The 17,814-nt window shown below is 29.9% G+C and carries 16 protein-coding genes; 14 read left to right on the top strand and 2 right to left on the bottom strand.

Annotated features, from left to right (window positions below):
- From IW20_RS24525 to IW20_RS24490, 8 genes are all read left to right on the top strand, one after another.
- Positions 1 to 878 (top strand): nitroreductase family protein (locus IW20_RS24525; RefSeq protein WP_035628782.1); only part of this gene is annotated, 878 nt, incomplete at its 5' end.
- A 69-nt stretch (positions 879 to 947) separates the two neighbouring features.
- Positions 948 to 2,087, top strand: a complete 1,140-nt coding sequence (locus tag IW20_RS24520; protein WP_035628781.1) for a polysaccharide pyruvyl transferase family protein — start codon at positions 948 to 950, stop codon at positions 2,085 to 2,087.
- Entirely contained in the window at positions 2,088 to 3,059 is a 972-nt protein-coding gene (locus tag IW20_RS24515) for a glycosyltransferase (RefSeq protein ID WP_035628780.1), read from the top strand.
- A gap of 30 nt (positions 3,060 to 3,089) precedes the next feature.
- Entirely contained in the window at positions 3,090 to 4,493 is a 1,404-nt protein-coding gene (locus tag IW20_RS24510) for a hypothetical protein (RefSeq protein ID WP_123869560.1), read from the top strand.
- A gap of 208 nt (positions 4,494 to 4,701) precedes the next feature.
- Entirely contained in the window at positions 4,702 to 5,757 is a 1,056-nt protein-coding gene (locus IW20_RS24505; protein ID WP_035628788.1) for a glycosyltransferase family 4 protein, read from the top strand.
- A 110-nt stretch (positions 5,758 to 5,867) separates the two neighbouring features.
- Entirely contained in the window at positions 5,868 to 6,566 is a 699-nt protein-coding gene (locus IW20_RS24500; protein WP_035628777.1) for a WecB/TagA/CpsF family glycosyltransferase, read from the top strand.
- A 45-nt stretch (positions 6,567 to 6,611) separates the two neighbouring features.
- The gene (locus IW20_RS24495; RefSeq protein ID WP_035628776.1) at positions 6,612 to 7,376 is read left to right on the top strand and encodes a polysaccharide biosynthesis/export family protein; all 765 of its coding nucleotides are present in this window, start codon (positions 6,612 to 6,614) and stop codon (positions 7,374 to 7,376) included.
- 5 nt (positions 7,377 to 7,381) lie between these two features.
- Positions 7,382 to 9,742 carry a GumC family protein gene (locus IW20_RS24490; protein ID WP_051886193.1) on the top strand — a complete coding sequence of 787 codons (2,361 nt, stop codon included), beginning with the start codon at positions 7,382 to 7,384 and terminating at the stop codon, positions 9,740 to 9,742.
- 97 nt (positions 9,743 to 9,839) lie between these two features.
- Here the strand turns inward: IW20_RS24490 and IW20_RS24485 are convergent, their stop codons facing one another.
- On the bottom strand, positions 9,840 to 10,574 hold the full coding sequence (locus IW20_RS24485) for a tyrosine-protein phosphatase (protein ID WP_035628773.1): 735 nt from the start codon (positions 10,572 to 10,574) through the stop codon (positions 9,840 to 9,842).
- Between the two features lie 230 nt (positions 10,575 to 10,804).
- Complete coding sequence (locus IW20_RS24480) at positions 10,805 to 11,650, bottom strand: AraC family transcriptional regulator (protein WP_035628772.1); 846 nt, start codon at positions 11,648 to 11,650, stop codon at positions 10,805 to 10,807.
- A 117-nt stretch (positions 11,651 to 11,767) separates the two neighbouring features.
- Here IW20_RS24480 and IW20_RS24475 point away from each other — a divergent pair, with 117 nt between their 5' ends.
- From IW20_RS24475 to IW20_RS24450, 6 genes are all read left to right on the top strand, one after another.
- Positions 11,768 to 12,547, top strand: coding sequence for an acetolactate decarboxylase (locus tag IW20_RS24475; protein ID WP_035628771.1), 780 nt, complete (start codon positions 11,768 to 11,770; stop codon positions 12,545 to 12,547).
- A gap of 26 nt (positions 12,548 to 12,573) precedes the next feature.
- Complete coding sequence (locus tag IW20_RS24470) at positions 12,574 to 13,995, top strand: L-dopachrome tautomerase-related protein (protein ID WP_051886191.1); 1,422 nt, start codon at positions 12,574 to 12,576, stop codon at positions 13,993 to 13,995.
- Positions 13,996 to 14,019: 24 nt separating this feature from the next.
- Positions 14,020 to 14,376 carry a hypothetical protein gene (locus IW20_RS24465; protein ID WP_035628769.1) on the top strand — a complete coding sequence of 119 codons (357 nt, stop codon included), beginning with the start codon at positions 14,020 to 14,022 and terminating at the stop codon, positions 14,374 to 14,376.
- Between the two features lie 133 nt (positions 14,377 to 14,509).
- The gene (locus tag IW20_RS24460) at positions 14,510 to 15,460 is read left to right on the top strand and encodes a polysaccharide deacetylase family protein (protein ID WP_035628767.1); all 951 of its coding nucleotides are present in this window, start codon (positions 14,510 to 14,512) and stop codon (positions 15,458 to 15,460) included.
- A 12-nt stretch (positions 15,461 to 15,472) separates the two neighbouring features.
- Complete coding sequence (locus IW20_RS24455; protein ID WP_035628765.1) at positions 15,473 to 16,486, top strand: zinc-binding alcohol dehydrogenase family protein; 1,014 nt, start codon at positions 15,473 to 15,475, stop codon at positions 16,484 to 16,486.
- A 241-nt stretch (positions 16,487 to 16,727) separates the two neighbouring features.
- A complete protein-coding gene (locus IW20_RS24450) occupies positions 16,728 to 17,588 on the top strand; it encodes a hypothetical protein (RefSeq protein ID WP_035628764.1) in 861 nt (286 codons plus the stop codon).
- Positions 17,589 to 17,814: the final 226 nt, after the last annotated feature.

The following is a 17,814-nucleotide window of genomic DNA, read 5'->3' as shown; positions in this document are numbered from 1 at the left end:
ATTTTAATAAAAAGGAAGCTAAGATCATTTTATATTATCATTCAGTTGAAAAAGGACTTTTATATAAAAAAATTAGACCTCGTTTTGCTCAAGAAAGAATTAAAAACTTACACATTTTCCTAAATGAAGGAACTGTTATAAAAAAATCTAATCTTTCTCAAATAAGAGTTGCATATCAAGTTATGTGTGAATACTATGAATTTCATCTGAAAATTGATGTGAAGATTGATGATTATTTTAGTCTAGAACAATATAATTCTTATAAAAATATCTTATCAGATGCCTACGACAAATCTTTCAGTGGTGCTATCGCGTATAAAAAAGATGATTTTTATATGCACAATCAAAGTAACTTTTACGATTTTTCTTCATCTAGAAAGAGTATAAGAGATTTTACAGGAGAAATTATTGATACTGCTATAATTGAAAAAGCAATTTCTTTAGCCTTAAATTCTCCATCTGTTTGCAATAGACAAAGTTCTAAGGTTTATTTATTACAAGACAAAGCTAAAATTGATAAAGTACTATCTATCCAAAATGGTTTTACGGGACATACAGAAAATGTAAAACAACTATTAATAGTTTCATCAGATAGAAACTACTTTTTTTCAGTTGGAGAAAGAAATCAATTATATATAGATGGCGGAATTTTTCTGATGAACTTATTATACTGTTTACATTTTTATAAAATTGCAAATTGCCCTGCAAACTGGGGTAAAACTTATAAAGATGAAACTAAACTTGCAAGTGTAATTAATATTCCCGCATCTGAAAAAATTATTTGCATGATTCCTATTGGAATTGCAAAAGAGGATTTTAAAATTACGTTATCTCAACGTAGAGACCTCAGTGAAATCTATAAGCATAAAAATATATAACATTCAAATTCTAGTCATAATACTGTCTTACCTAACTATGGCTACAGTTTAATTTATAAAAATATATAAATGAAAATAGGAATTCTTACCCAACCCTTACTTAATAATTACGGAGGACTATTGCAAGCATTTGCTTTACAGCAAAAATTAAAAAGCTTAGGCCATGATACTTGGATAATTAATAGAGTATATCCTAAACCAGGAGTTAAAACTAAATTAATAAAATTAGCAAAAAATATTTTTTATAGACGTATATCATCTAAAAAGAACATTCCATTATCAATGAATGAATTTGAACACAGACACATCTATGGCAAAATAAGTCATTTTAAGTCAAAATTCATTTTTCCAATTACTGATAAAATATATGACACAAAAGGCATGAGTAATCTAAAAGAGTTAGATTTTGATGCATTTGTTGTAGGAAGTGATCAAGTATGGAGACAAGATTATTCTCCGTGTATTACTAATTATTTTTTAGATTTTGCAATAGATTTCAAGGGAATCAAGAGAATCTCTTATGCTGCTTCTTTTGGTACATCAGAATTTGAAATTGATCAAGATAAAAGAAGTTTAATTTCAAAACTTGCAAGTAATTTTGATTCTGTATCTGTAAGAGAATCTTCAGGAATTAAATTATGTAAAGAGCATCTTGGAGTTAGTGCAGTACAAGTCTTAGACCCAACAATGTTACTAGATTTGAAAATCTATAAAAAACTAATAATAGATGAGAATGAGTCCGTTAGTGATGGCACACTAATGTCTTATTTTTTAGACACTTCAGAAATCAAAAAGAAATATATCGAACAAATAAGTAAAGAACTAAATCTAACTTCTTTTTCAACAATGCCTAAAACTAAATTTACTAAAGAGTCTATTGCTAATTTTGATGAGGCAGTTTTTCCTTCAGTAACAAAATGGCTTAAAGGTTTTGATGATGCAGAATTTGTGATTACTGATTCTTTTCATGGTTGTGTGTTTTCTATTTTATTTAATAAACCATTTATTGCTATTGGAAATGAAAGAAGAGGTTTAAGTAGATTTCAATCTTTGCTTGAGAAATTCGGACTTGAAGACCGATTTGTATTAGATTCAGAAAAAATAGATTCAACATTAATACACAAGAAAATAGATTGGGACAATGTAAACACGATACTTTCAGAAGAAAGGGATAAATCGGTCAAATTTTTATCGGATAATCTTAATTAAATGATAAGTATAATAGTAATTGGGAAGAATGAAGGGTGGAGATTGACAAAATGCTTAGAGAGTATTTATAATATAATTAATTCAAGCCAAATTGAATTTGAAGTAATTTATGTTGATTCTAATTCTTCAGACGACAGTATCGAAAGAGCTTTAGTTTACGAAAAAGTAAAAGTGTTTAAAGTTACAGGGCTTTGTAATGCTGCTGTAGCCAGAAATGTTGGAGCAAATGAATCTACAGGAGATATTCTTTTTTTTGTGGATGGAGACATGGAAATTCAACTAGATTTTTTAAACTACATTTTTAATGAAAAAAATCAATTAGTATCAGAATATGTAACTGGGCATTTAGATGATTATTTCTATGATGATAAAGGGATTTTTATAACCAAATCACCAAGAACTTATACAAACGTTCTTCCAAAGGATGCGCAAGTACTTTCTGAAAACGGAGGAATTTTTATTATAACTAGAGATAAATGGATTGAAGTAGGAGGAATGAATTCTAAATTTAAAGTAAATGAAGATTTAGATTTAGCAATAAGATTAAGGAAGAAAAAAGTAAAAATAGTTAGAATACCACACCTTATATGTTTACATCATACTATAGACTATAGAAATGAAAAACGAATGTGGAACATGCTTTTGTCTGGTTATACACTTTATCCTGGTATAATTCTTAGAGAACATCTATTTGATGTTTATGTTCTAAAGAGATTTATTAGATCAAATTATACAGCAATATTTTTGTTACTGGCAATTATCTTTTATAATTCATGGGCTGTTTTGTCAGTTTGCATAGGGGTTTTGGCGGCTAGATCAATCCTACATACGTTAGCTATGAAAAGTAAGGCTAATAAAATAAAATATTTTTTTGAAAGATTAATTTATCAATTTTTATCTGATATTTCAATTTGGATGGCTTTTTTATTCTTTTTTCCTAAAAAAATTACACCTCAATATAAGAGGATTTAACAATATAAGCTTTTAAAATTTTTAGGACTTATGAGTCAAGTACATTTTACAGTAGGGGAGCACCCACTAATGATACTTTGTTTTCTTTCTGTCATTCCAGTAATTATATGGTTTTTTCAAAATTATAAAACAGAGAGAGATTTAATTTATGGCCTCTTATTCTTTGTGGCGTTTTCCAGAGGAACTCTAGATTTATTAGGAATGACACCTACTGTGACAAAATTAATGATGGAGTTTTTATTTTTGTTACTATTTTTAGAGGCCTTTTTTTCTGAAAAAAAAGTTTATAGATTCCCTTCTCTATGGCTTTTTTTAGGATTCATTATAGTTTCCATTGTATCATATATTATAAATAATCTTGAAATTGTGCAACTTGCATTATTCTTTAGAGATTATTTACCTGTTATATTATTTTTCTATGTATTAATAAATACTAGTTTTTCCACCAGGCAGGTTAACCTTTTAACAAAACTTATTATTTATTTATATGTTTCTCAAATATTTGCCGGAATTATAAAAGTTATTGTTTTAGGAAGTATAGCCGAAGAGTTTATTGGTACTATTGCTAATAGAGGAGGAAGTATAACTACGGTAATAGCACTCTTAGGAGGTGCTTATTGTATAGTAGGGTATTTTTTGACTTCCCAAAAAACATATTTAATAGCTGTTTTAGGATTTATTCTTTTCTCATTAACAGGAGGAAAGAGGGCTACGATAGCCTATTTCCCTTTTATTTATTTAATAGCCCTTTATTTTGTAATGATTAAATTTAAGGATGGACAAATAAATATTTTAAAGAAGCTTTTCGTTGCTTTAGTATCAATATGTATGATATTTTATGTTTCTGCAAGAATTATCCCTTCATTAAATCCTGAAAATAAAATTGGTGGCTCATTTGATCTGGAATATATTATAGTTTACTCTCAAGAATACACTTCTGGTGGACGTATTGAAGATAATATTGGAAGAAGTGAAGCACCTGCATATTTGGTAAACTTAATGCTGTCTAAAGAAAATTATAATGTCCTTTTTGGGTTTGGAGCTGGGCATTTAGTTAAATCTGGTTTTAATGATGATGTAAAAGATAAAACGTCAGACGAAATTACAGAAAGTTTATATGGTGTTGGCTATGGCGCAAGAACTGGATTTCTGCAGATGCTTTTACAAGTTGGTTTTCTAGGATTGTTTTTTTACACGTCTATATTTATTAATTTATTTCGGATACTATTAACAAACAAGAATATTAAGAGCGATATTAATAGTAAACATTTATACCTAACTAGTATGTTAATTTTAATTATTGTCCTTATCGATTATTATACTTATTCATTTGAAACATCAATACTTGGAGCAATTTCAATTTCGTATATGTGGATTTTAGGAGTAGTATTTAGAAATAAGTTAGATGGAATTAAACTATATAGTTTTAGTTGATAATTTAAAACTAAAGCACATACTTAAAAAATTTCTAGTTATTGAATACTTTTTGAATTAAACCTAATTGGATTTGATAAAGCACAAATTGATCATATAAAATATAGACTATTCTAAACCAAGATTGTCTAATTAAAATATCATTTCTCATCATTTGAAATACTTGTCAGGATTTCAAGTCTCGGGTATTACTCCATTTTACAAAAAAATGAAAAAAAACATCTTAATCATTTCTCCCCACCCCAAATTACTTGGAGGTGTAGCCAATCATTATTTAGGACTAAATGATTTATGGGATAATAGTATTAATTACGAACATTATGGAAAAAGAGAAAAGATTCCTGCTTTTTTGACTTTCTTCTATGACCTAATTAAATATGTCTTAAAATTAATTTTTAAAAGACCTGATATAGTAATTGTAAATCCATCACTTAGAAGATATCAAATTATGAGAGATGGTTTGTATTTAATTCTTGCAAGAATACTGATGATAGATGTAATAACTTTTATACATGGTTGGGATGAAGAATATGCAAGAATAATAATTAGAAAACCATCATTTTTTAAATTCGTCTATAACAAATCAGCATTCATATATATTTTGTCATCATCATTTAAAGAGCAATTACTTGAAATGGGAATTACTTGTCCTATTCTATTAACGACTACTAAAGTAGATGATAAATTAATAAAAGACTTTGACATTAATCTTAAGACAGGGAAAATAAATAACATTCTTTTTTTGGCAAGAATCGAAAAAGAAAAAGGAATATTAATAACGATTGATGCATTTATCATATTAAAAAGAAAATATGATTGGCTCACCTTAACAATCGTAGGGTCAGGAACTTTATTGAATGAGGCTAGAGAATATGTTGGTGAAAAGAATATCAAAGATATAAGTTTTACAGGCCCATTACACGGAATGGATGTTGCTAAGGAATATAATAAATCTGATATTTATATTTTGCCAACTTATGGAGAAGGAATGCCTACATCTGTTCTTGAAGCAATGGCATTTGGTTTACCTATAATAACAAGACCAGTAGGAGGGTTAAATGATTTTTTTGATACAAAAAACATGGGCAGTTTAGTAGCTGATTTATCTCCAGAATCATTTGCCTTTGAATTAGAAAAATACATTTTAGATGCTGATAAGACCAAGAATTCAGCTCAATTTAATCACCAATATGCTGTTAATCGCTTTTTGGCTAGTTCAGTAGTAAATAAAATTGAAACTGACATCAAATTTTATTTAAACTGAAACAAAGATTTTAAAAAACTCTTTAATTAAAAATTAAGATTAAAATTTTCTATCCAATAAATCCAGCTAATTGCTGGATACAATAATAATCATATAATTAATTATAATTTATGGAATCAAGTTTATCAAATGGCGTCAATATTTATGCTCCTCAATCTAGAATTGAACTTATAAATTATGCTGTTTTTAATCATAAAATTTTAGTTGCTGTAAATGCAGAAAAAATACTCCATGCAACTAATAAAAGCCGTTCTATAATAAATAGAAATTTAGGATATCCTGACGGAATAGGGGCAGTTTGGGCACTTCATAAAAAAGGCTTTAAAAAAGCGGTAAAAATCCCTGGTTGTGAACTTTGGCTAGATATAATTAAAGCGTATCATACCACTAAAACTTTTTATTTAGTTGGCGGGAAAGATGAAGTAATTGAAGCAACTGTAACAAATTTAAAGAGAGATTATGAAGGCATCCAAATTTTAAATTATAGAAATGGTTTTATAAAAACGGATGAAGAAAAAGAAGCTTTAATAAAAGACATAGTCGATAAACAACCCGATATCGTTTTTGTCGCTATGGGCTCACCTATACAAGAATTGCTTATGGAAGAAATTCAAAAAAGACATAAAGCTACTTATCAAGGATTGGGAGGTAGTTTTGATGTATTTACAGGACATGTTCAGCGAGCACCAAAATGGTGGATAAATAACAATCTCGAATGGGCTTATCGCTTAGTGTGTCAGCCATTACGAATTAAAAGACAAATTCATTTGATTCGATTTTTGGCATTACTTCAACTTAATAGACTTTAAAACTGCAATCGCAATAAATAAATAAATAAATAAATAAATAAAATCATGAACAAATACATTTACGCACTAGCATCCTTTCTCTTGCTTTTGCAATCATGTGCATCCAAAAAAGAAATTTTATATTTTCAAGATAGCACAACATATCAATCAAGCCCTATTGAATATACAGGTTCGTTAATACAACCGAATGATATTTTAAGCATTACTGTAGGAGCAAAAGTTCCTGAAACAGTTATTCCTTATAACATTCAACCATTAGGAGCTAATAGCATGTCTAATATTGAGACAATTAAATTACAAGGATATTTAGTATCTCCACAAGGTGCAATAATTTTTCCTGTTCTAGGAAGTATTTCTGTGGCTAATAAAACTACTTCAGCATTAGAACAAGAGTTAAAAAACACACTAGAAGCGGGTGGTCATTTAATAGATCCAACTGTAAGTATTCGTCTTTTAAATGCAAAAGTTACAGTACTTGGAGAAGTAAACAAACCTGGAACATATTCTTTTACAGAACAATATCTTACTTTACCTCAAGCTCTTGGATATGCTGGAGATTTAACTATTAATGGGAAAAGAAAAGATATTATACTGATTAGAGAGTCGGAAGGCGTGCGTACTATTAAACATCTCGATCTTACTACGACTGATTGGATGAATAATCCGGATTACACTATTAGACAAAATGATGTACTGGTAATAAATCCAAATAATTCTAAAGTAAAATCATCTGGCTATATAGGAAATGCAGCTACTATATTAACGATTGCATCATTGGTATTAAGTACAGTTATTTTGTTAACACGATAATAGACATGAATAAAAATACAAACAAAAATAGTTTTTTAGGCTTAGACGAAAATGAAACCTCAATAAATATTACTGAGGCGTTTAAAAAATATTTGCGGTATTGGCCTTGGTTTTTGGGAGCAATGTTACTCTCATTAATAATCGCATTTACATATTTGCGTTATGCTGATGTTATATATACAACTGAAGCGAAAGTTAAACTTATTGATGATAAAAAGAATACTAATTTTTCTCTGGACATGTCCAAGGTATTTAGTAAATCTACTATTAACTTAGAAAATGAAATTGCTCTTTTTAACTCATATCGTCTATCTGAACAAGTGGTACAGAATTTAAAACTGAATGTAATTTATATCTCAAAAGGGAAGATAAATTCTAAAATAAATTTTAATCCTCCATTTGTAATCAATTATGCTTTACCACAAGATAGCTTATCGGATATAATAAAGTATGATATAAATATCACTAAAACAGGTTATACTATATTAGATACTGATTCAGGAAAAACACTGAAAACAAAAGGATATTGGTTAAATAAACCTCTTCCTAATTTTCCTATAACTATCCAGCCCTCTGCAAATGAAAGTATAAACTCATTTGTAGATAATACGTATCAGATAATTTTAAAACCTATTAGAGTAGCGACATTAGAGCTAACTAAAGCTGTACAAGTAACAGCAATGGGGAAAGATAGTGATATCATTTCTTTGGTTTTAAAAAATTCTGATGGAGAACACGCTCAAGTCATTTTAAATAATTTAATTAAAGTATTTGAAGAAGACGGTATTAAAGATAATCAACAAGTTTCTCGAAGAACAATTGATTTTGTTGATAATAGGTTTGTGTATTTAAAGCAAGAATTAGATGCTATTGAGATATCTAAAAAAGACTATAAAACAAGTAATAACTTAAGTTTTATACAAGAAGATGCAGGCGTGAGTATTAAAATAAAGTCTGATAAAGAACAAGCTCTTTTTGATGTAGAATCTCAATTGTTGTTGGTTAAACTACTTCAAGATAATTTATTCAAACAGGCAAGTTTCGAACTATTACCAGCTGATATTGGGGTTCAAAATGCTACTATAAATCAATTAATTGCTGGATATAATACATTAATATTAGAGTATCAAAAATTGCAAACGAGTGCTGGTATTAATAACCCATCGGTTCAAGTTGTATTAAGTTCTCTTAAGAATCAAAAAGATAATATTATAAATTCTATAAAGGGCTATAAGCAACAATTAGAAACTTCACGTGTTCAAGGTGAGCTAGCTCAACGATCTGCAGATGGCACTTTCTCGACATTACCAGAAAAAGAAAAAGTATTGCGTAGCATTGAGCGTCAGCAAAACCTAAAAGAAAATTTATATTTGTTATTACTTCAAAAAAGGGAAGAAGCCTCTATTAATTTAGCAGTTACGGTACCAAACACTAAAATTATAGATTACGCGATAACAAATAACATTCCTATTTATCCTAAAACTAGTTTTGTCTTTTTGATGGCTTTAATGCTAGGTCTTTTTATTCCATTTGGCGTTTTGTATCTGCTTTTTAAATTCGATAACAAGATATATAGTACTAGTGATATCGAAAAAATAAACAATACGATTCCTATTCTTGGAGAATTACCTTCATTACAAGAAAACAAAACGGAGAATAATCAAGGATCTCAGGAAGTATTAGAAGCGTTTAGAACATTAGTTCATAACACTGAATTTATTACTCCATTTGACGATACTAAACAAGGAAAGATATTTTTTGTTACTTCATCGATTAAAGGAGAAGGAAAAACTTTTGTATCATTTAATCTAGCTAGTACTCTTGCTCAATTAGGTAAAAAAATACTTATTGTAGGTACAGATTTAAGAAACCCACAATTGCATAAACATTTAGATCAATCTAAACTTGATAATAAAGGATTGTCTAATTATTTACATAATAATTCTTTAGAATGGCAGGATTTACTCTATAAGAACAAAACAACTGATTTTTCTTTTGATGTTTTGTTATCTGGAGATATACCACCTAATCCAATTCTTTTGTTATCAAGTAAAAGATTTACAACTTTTGTCAATGAAATAAGAGGACTGTATGATATTATAGTTTTCGATACACCTCCTACATTATTAGTTTCAGATTCATTGATTATTTCTAAATATGCTGATACAACTTTGTATGTAGTACGTTCTGGAATGACTGAGAAAAAACTAGTTTCTTATTCTAGTAGGCTGAATGAGGACAAAAAACTCAATAATATGGGATATGTAATTAATGATATTGCAAGTGGTTATAATTACGGTCATAATTATGGTTATGGTAGATATGTTGAAAAGAAATCGTTATTTAAGCGTTTGTTTAAAAAGTAGTTGATTCTATATTAAACATGCTTTAACCAAAAAGGTCCTCATAATGAGGACCTTTTTTATTTTATATTAAGTTATATTTTGAAACAAATGACTGAAGTTACTCTTTGTAAAATATGCTATTGTTTTGCATTAAATCACCAATTTTGTTTTTATTGAAATGAACAGATTCTGTTGAAAAATGATTCATTTGCTCTTCATTGTGAATATCTGTACCAGTAAAATCATATAAATCTTTCTCGATTAAACGTTCTGCGGTTTTCTGGGCTTCTCTGCCGTAGTAACCAGTTAGCGACAATAAATTAAGCTGGAAATAAACACCAAAGGATTTTAATTTTTCAAATTTATCTATATGCTTGTGAAAATAAAAGTAACGTTCTGGATGTGCTATTATAATTTTATAATCTTTACATTTTAATTCAAATAACATTTCATACAAGTCTAATGGACAACTTACTAGTGATAATTCGACTAAAATATATGAATCATGTAAGCATAAAAGCTTTTCGTTATTTACTCGTTCTATTAAAGTTTTATCTAGCATATATTCGCTAGCATATCCTTTTAAAAAAGATTTCTCTTCCTCAGATCCTGTTGCAATATTATATGCATTACTTATACTTGTGGAAGTATTATTCCAGTATTTAGCAAAAGTATGTGGTGTAGCTATTGCGCCTGCAATATTAATTTTTTTCATACCAGAAATAAGCATTCTGGTTTCTTCAATTGTTTTTGCACCATCGTCTATTCCAGGTAAAAGATGGTTATGAATATCAATGTAATGATTAGGTATTAAATCTTTTAAATAATAGCGGGATTTAAATAATGAGAACATATAGAATAGATGTTTTTTCTGAATTGAACTTTAAAATATTCAATAGGAGAGTAAGTAAAATGTTGGGATAAAAAAAAAAGTATTAATTACTTGTAAAGCAATAGTTTAATCTTTTTAATGATTCGACAAAGGTAAATATATTTGTTTGTTTTATAGAAAATGCAAAATGCATTATTGTCCTGATTTAGGACAATATAACACTTTGCAGACTTTTGAAATTGTAAACCATATTATGGTTTCAGAAATCCGGTAGGACTTACTTTTTTGTATTTTTTGTATATTTTATTAAAATGACTTGCATCTGTAAATCCTAGCTTGGCAGCGATTTCATTTACATTATGGCGACCATTTTTAAGTAGCTGATCCGCAGCTTTTAGTTTTGTTTGAATTATATGTTGCTGAATAGAAACTCCGCTATGTTTTTTTACATAAATACTAATATAATTTGGAGACATAGCAAATAATTCTGCAATATTTTCGATGCGCATTTTTTCAGCGTCTAAAGCATGTAAACGAGTGTAACCCAAAATCTGATTTAGTTTATCCAGTTCTGTATTGCTAGGACATTGATCCCCGTGTTTAGAAGTCGAGTGACTTCTTGCGACCATCATCATTACGGCACCAAAAAGTTCTAATACTACCTCACGGCTATAAGCACATTTTTTTGAAAATTCGACCAGTAACACTTGCAATAAGCTACAAATATGTTTTTTATCTTCTTTATCTGTTATTAAAGTTCCATCTACTGCAGATGGATTTTGCAAAAGAATCTTAATTATTTCCATCCATTTGGCAGTTTTACCACCTTCTAGTTTTTCTATGAAGAGTTGTTCCGTAAATTTTATGAATATGAAACTTGTATTTTCTTCTATCTCAAAAGAATGAGAATCTTCGGGTCTTAACAAAAAAACGTCTCCTTCTTTATAATTAAACATTGTGTCATTAAGAATGTGATTCCCGCTGCCTTTTTCTATAAAAATGAATTCATAAAAATTGTGTTTGTGTGTTGGAAATTCCCATTCGTCCAGTTGCAATCTAAATACATTTAAGGAATGATAGCTTGTAAAACGTTTCATATACTGAAGATTAATTTATACAAAAATACAATGAAAATATACAACATATCTTGAGTTGTCGTAAAATATCTTTGGCATTATAATTTTTTGTATACAAACAGAATAATAAATAAAACAATGAAAAGAAGAACAATAATAATTACTTCTATAATTTCTACCGCAAGTTTTCTAGTTGCAAATGGGCAAGTTCAAGAGGAGAAATCAATTTTCCATTATTCGGTGATGGATGCGATGCGTAACGGAGTTTACACAGGTGATATTTCTGCAAAATCATTAGCTCATAAAGGGAATTTTGGACTCGGAACTTATAATAATCTTGATGGTGAAATGATTGCTTTGGATGGCATTTTTTACAGAGTAGCTCCTGATGGACGTGTTACTAAAGTTGAAACTGACCGATTAGTACCTTTTGCTTCTATAGTATTCTTTAAGGCAGATATGGAATATGAAATTAGCAGTATTAAAACAATTGAAATGCTTCAAAAGGAAATAATAAGCAAACTTCCTTCTGCAAATAAACCTTATGCATTGCGTATAGAATGCACTTTTGAATCAATTGCGGTAGGTGGAGCAAACAAACTTCAGGATGATAACATAACTGGTTTGGCTGAATTAATGAAGACCAGACCTCTTTATAAAAGAAAGCAGATTTCTGGAACTCTGATTGGTTTTTATAATCCTCCATCTTTTGCTTCAATTGATTTGTCTCCTTTTCATTTTCATTTTCTATCAGATGATAAAACATTCGGAGGACATTTAGTTTCAGGAGAATTATCTTCTGTAAAAATAAAAATCAGCATAGACGAAAAACCGGGTTATGAGATTATTTTGCCACAAGAAAACAAAATGTTTAACAAGCATTGGCCACAGCAAAACGATATTAAGAGTTCATATTAATTTCAAAACAATTAAATAAATATAAAATGATAAAATTAAAGTTAATAGTAGTAACGCTTATTGCAATTATTTCATTTGGAAATAATATAAAAGCGCAAAATATAAAAGAAATACAACACATTAAATTTGATGATTTAGGCTGGGAGCAATTGGGGAATAAGCTACAGCGTAAATATGTATATGGTGAACAAGGAATGCTTGCCTTATTTAAGATGGATAAAGGGGCTAAAGTTCCGCTACATCAGCATCCTAACGAGCAAACTTCTTATATTACTAAGGGAAGTGTAAAAGTGACAATGCAAGGCAAAGACTATATAGTTAAGACTGGAGAAGTACTTATAATTCCCGGTAATGTACCACATCAGTTTGAATGTCTTGAAGATGGAACGCTCGATATAGATTTTTTTGCTCCTCCTCGTAAAGACTGGATAGAAGGTACTGCAAGTTATTTTGGAAATACAAATACAATCAATAATAATCTAGAAGTTGTAGCTGCAATGGATATTCGTCCTGGTGATGTTGCTGTATCTGCAGAAGGCCGTGTTTTTGCTACGATACACCCACTTGGTAGTCAAAAAACACAATTGGTGGAGATTATAAACGGAAAAGCAATTCCATATCCTTCAAATGCTTATCAGAAAAATGGAGAGAAAGCCAATGATACCAAATTTGATGCTATGTTAGGACTCATTTTTGATAAAAATAATCAATTATGGGTTATCGATATGGGGCTTGAACTAGGTAAAACCAGACTTTGGGCTTTTGACATTAGCAGAAATGTAGTAACTCAAAAAATTGAATTGCCAAGTCCTGTAGCTCCCAAAGGTACTTTTACTCAAGATGTAGCAATAGATGAAAAAAATGGGTTTGCATACTTGGCAGATATTGCTAATCCGGGAATTATTGTGCTGAATTTAAAAACGAAGAAAGCACGTAGATTTAGTAATCATACTTCATTGCAAGCAGAAGATAAAGATATGATTATTAAAGGTAAAGTAACACATTTTGGAGGTAAGCCTGCTCGTGTAGCTATTGATCCAATTACACTTTCGAACGATAGAGAAACTATATTTTTTGGAGCGATGAATGGTAATTCTTGGTATAAAGTATCTGCAAAATTATTAAGAGAGGGAAAAAGCGATAACATAATTGGTAATTCAATTGAAAAAGTTGGTAGTAAACCTTTTAGTGATGGTGCAATTACGGATGCAGATGGCAATCATTATTTTACTAACTTGCAAGAGCATGCTATTACCAAACTTGATGCTAATGGTAAATTAACCAATATTATACAAGATAATGAACGATTATTATGGCCTGATAATGTTTATCAAGGACCTGATGGTTGGATGTATATTTCGGTAAATCAACTGGATAGTTCTCCTGCATTTACAGGAGCTGGAGACGAAGGAAAACCTCCTTATTATATTTATCGTTTTAAAAAATAGACTAATTAAATACTTAAAGCAACTATGTTTACATTCTTCAAAATTTCTGTTTATACAGCTATAGTAGCTTTTTTTATACTGAGTTTAATTACAATTAGTGATGTTTTTATTCATAGCAATCAATTTCGTTTTTATGTATTGACCATCATTGCAGCAATTATATTTTTTGCAATTGGTTTTACCGGAATTATCATCTATAAGAGCTTCAAAAACATCTATGAATACATTTCAAAAGATAACAAACAAAATTCAGTAAGAGTATCTGTTAGAAAGCTGATGTTAATCTTTGGGTTTATGGCAATTGTAATTACGCTATTTACATGCTCACTTTGTATGGGATTATTAGAAAGAATGAGTAGCGGAACTGCTTTATTTGGTTAGAATTAAATTTTGATCAGATTTACCTATAGTAAGTTTTAATTACAATTGAAACTTACAACTATTCAATGATTTTTTACAAAATTAAGAGTATAGAACAGCATTAACTTTGTTCAAAATTTTAAACCTATAAATTATGATTTCAACTTATTTAAAAACAATAATGACATCCGTTTTCATGATGTTGTCTTTATCATTTTGCGCACAAACTAAAAATGAAAATACTACCAAAAATTGGCCAAATGGCGCACAATTAGTAATTTCGGTATCTATGCAGTTTGAAACAGGAGGTCAGCCTGAAGGCGCAGAGAGTCCTTTTTCTGGAAATCCATTACCAAAGGGACAACCAGATTTACCTGCCGAAAGTTGGTTTCGTTATGGAGCAAATGAAGGTATTTACAGAATGCTGAGTTTGTGGAAGAAATACAATATTAAAGTTACTTCGCATGTAGTGGGTGAGGCAGCTGTAAAATATCCCGAAATTGCTAAAGCTATTGCAAATGATGGTCATGAAATTGCTGCTCACGGAATGTCTTGGAGCAACCAATGGAATATGAATTATGCTGATGAATTGGCATTTGTAAAAAAAGGAATTGATACTGTAGCATCTATTACAGGCAAAAGAGGCATTGGATATAATGCAAACTGGTTGCGTAGAAGTCCTAATACGCTGAAAGTATTGCAAGAACTTGGATTTTTATATCATATTGATGATTTAGGTCGCGATGAGCCTTTTATTACTAAAGTAAATGGCAAAAACTTCGTGGTTATGCCATATACACTCCGTAATAATGATATTGTAAATGTAGAAGGAAAACATTGGAGTCCAGATCAATTCCTAGCACAATTAAAAATGGAATTTGATCAACTTTATGAAGAAGCTGGTACCAAACGAAGAATGATGTCTATTAGTTTTCATGATAGGATAGGAGGAACACCAGCAATGGTTAGAGCCATGGATACTTTTATTCAGTACACAAAAACTAAAAAAGGAGTTGTATTTATGAGAAAGGATGACATTGCCAAGATGGTTCAAAATGATCCCAAAACACCGATTGATAACGCCGAAGAAAAATATAATAAATAATACTATAAAATTATGAAAGCAATAGGATTTAGAACCTCGTTACCGATAGTAGAACAAGACAGTTTTATTGAATTTGAAACTGCTAAACCAATACCTGGAGCAAATGATTTATTGGTAAAAATTAATGCGATATCTGTAAATCCAGTCGATTTTAAAATTCGGCAGAATAGTGCTGTAAATACTGTTTTAGAAACTCCAAAAATTATTGGTTGGGATGCTGTAGGTATAGTTGAAGCTATTGGTGCAAACGTAAACTTATTTAAAGTAGGCGACGAAGTATATTATGCTGGTGATATTACTAAACAAGGCAGTAACGCTGAGTATCAAATTATAGATGAGCGTATTGTAGGCAGAAAACCAAAATCACTAACCAATACAGAAGCTGCAGTTATGCCTTTAACAGGTTTAACTGCTTGGGAAATTTTGTTTGATCGTATTCGTATTAATCCCGAAAAAGATAAAGGCAAAGCAGTATTAATAATTGGTGGAGCTGGTGGAGTAGGTTCTATTGCCATTCAATTAGCTAAAAAAATAGCTGGTTTAACTGTTATTGCTACTGCATCTCGCCCAGAAACTATTGCTTGGTGCAAAAAGCAAGGGGCGGATTATGTAGTTAATCACAAAGATTTAATCTCTTCGGTTAGGGAAATAGGGTTTGAGTATGTTGATTTTATCCTCGATTTTGTTGATACAAATGCATATTGGGATATTATGGTAGAACTTATCAAACCTCAAGGTCATATCGCGTCTATTACTGGAAGCAGTGATCCGATAACTTTGAATAAATTAAAAAATAAAAGTGCGTCGTTCTCTTGGGAATTAATGTACACGCGTTCTATGTTTCAAACTGACGATATGCAAGAGCAACATAATATTCTCAATAAAATAGCCGATTTATTAGATAATGGAACACTCCAATCTACTCTTAATGAAACATTAACTGGTCTTACGGTAGATAATCTAAAAAAAGCACACCAACTCTTAGAATCAGGTGAAACAATAGGAAAGATTGCTATTGAATTTTAAACATAATAGACTAAATAATCAAGAAGAATTATGCTTAGTAATAACCTACAAAGCCAACATTCATCTACTATTAAGATAAGTTTTTATTGGATTTAAAAGAAAAAATATTTATTTTTATAGTATCAAATTTATATACAAATACTGCTTTTTAAAACAATTATATACATGATTATTATCTTGCTGTAAAACGTAGCTAGGTGCATATAAATTGAGTCTAGTTCTTAAATTTTAATCTAAAAAAATGAAAAAAAATATCTTAAAAAATGTTATCTTTTTTATAGCCTTATTTTGTAATGTAATGATTGTATCTGCTCAAGATAAATTAGATACGGTTATTATGCTAAATGGTGAAAAAAGAGAAGGGAAGGTTGTATCTGTAAAAGATGATGCTATTAAATTTGTGTATAAAGGAGAAGCTCTTGAATATGAGTTTAAAAAATCTGGAATTAATGTAATTGTTTTTGCTAGTGGAAGAACAGAAGTAATCAATAAAGGTGTAAACACTGAAGTAACTTCATCACCAGTAGCATCAACGGATCGCAGAGGAAAAATTGCCATATTACCTTTCGAATTTATATCTAATGATCCTACTCTTAATGTAAGTGCGATGGCTGAACAATTACAAGCTGATAGTTATCTTTCGATAAAAGAAAATACTAATGGTTTAGAATTGCAGGATCCTATTACAACAAACAGCCTTTTGGCAAAGAATAAAATCTCATCGGCTAATTTAAAGTCTATATCTCCAAAAGAAATGGCTGTTTTACTTGGTGTTGAAAATGTTGTTTACGGAATTGCCAATGTAACTAATAAAGGAACTTCTTCTTACGGAAGCGGCGTTACAAGTTACAACGATAAAGAAACACAAAATAAAGAAGGAAGAAAAGAAACAACTAAATCATCGGGTTCAGCATACAACTCTAATAGTGCTACAACAATGATTAATTACGAAACTAAAATTAATTTGAATATTTTTAATGATAAAGGAACAAACCTATATTCTGAATCAAGAAATTCTTTCGGAACAGGATTTGATGCTTATCATGCTACAATTAATTACCTTATAAAACGTTGCCCGTTTGGGTCTAAAGCGAGACATTAGTAGTTGATAGTTGATAGTTGATAGTTGATAGTTGATAGTTGATAGTTGATAGTTGATAGTTGATAGTTGATAGTTGATAGTTGATAGTTGATAGTTGATAAAAAAGAGCGCTTTTAGCGCTCTTTTTTATATCATTTCAGAACCTCAGAACCTCAGAACCTCAGAACCTCAGAACCTCAGAACCTCAGAACCTCAGAACCTCAGAACCTCAGAACCTCAGAACCTC

The organism is Flavobacterium hydatis (genome assembly GCF_000737695.1).
Classification (GTDB): Bacteria; Bacteroidota; Bacteroidia; order Flavobacteriales; family Flavobacteriaceae; genus Flavobacterium; species Flavobacterium hydatis.
Note: the sequence above shows the minus strand (reverse complement) of the source record. Positions and strands in the feature narration are given on the sequence as shown.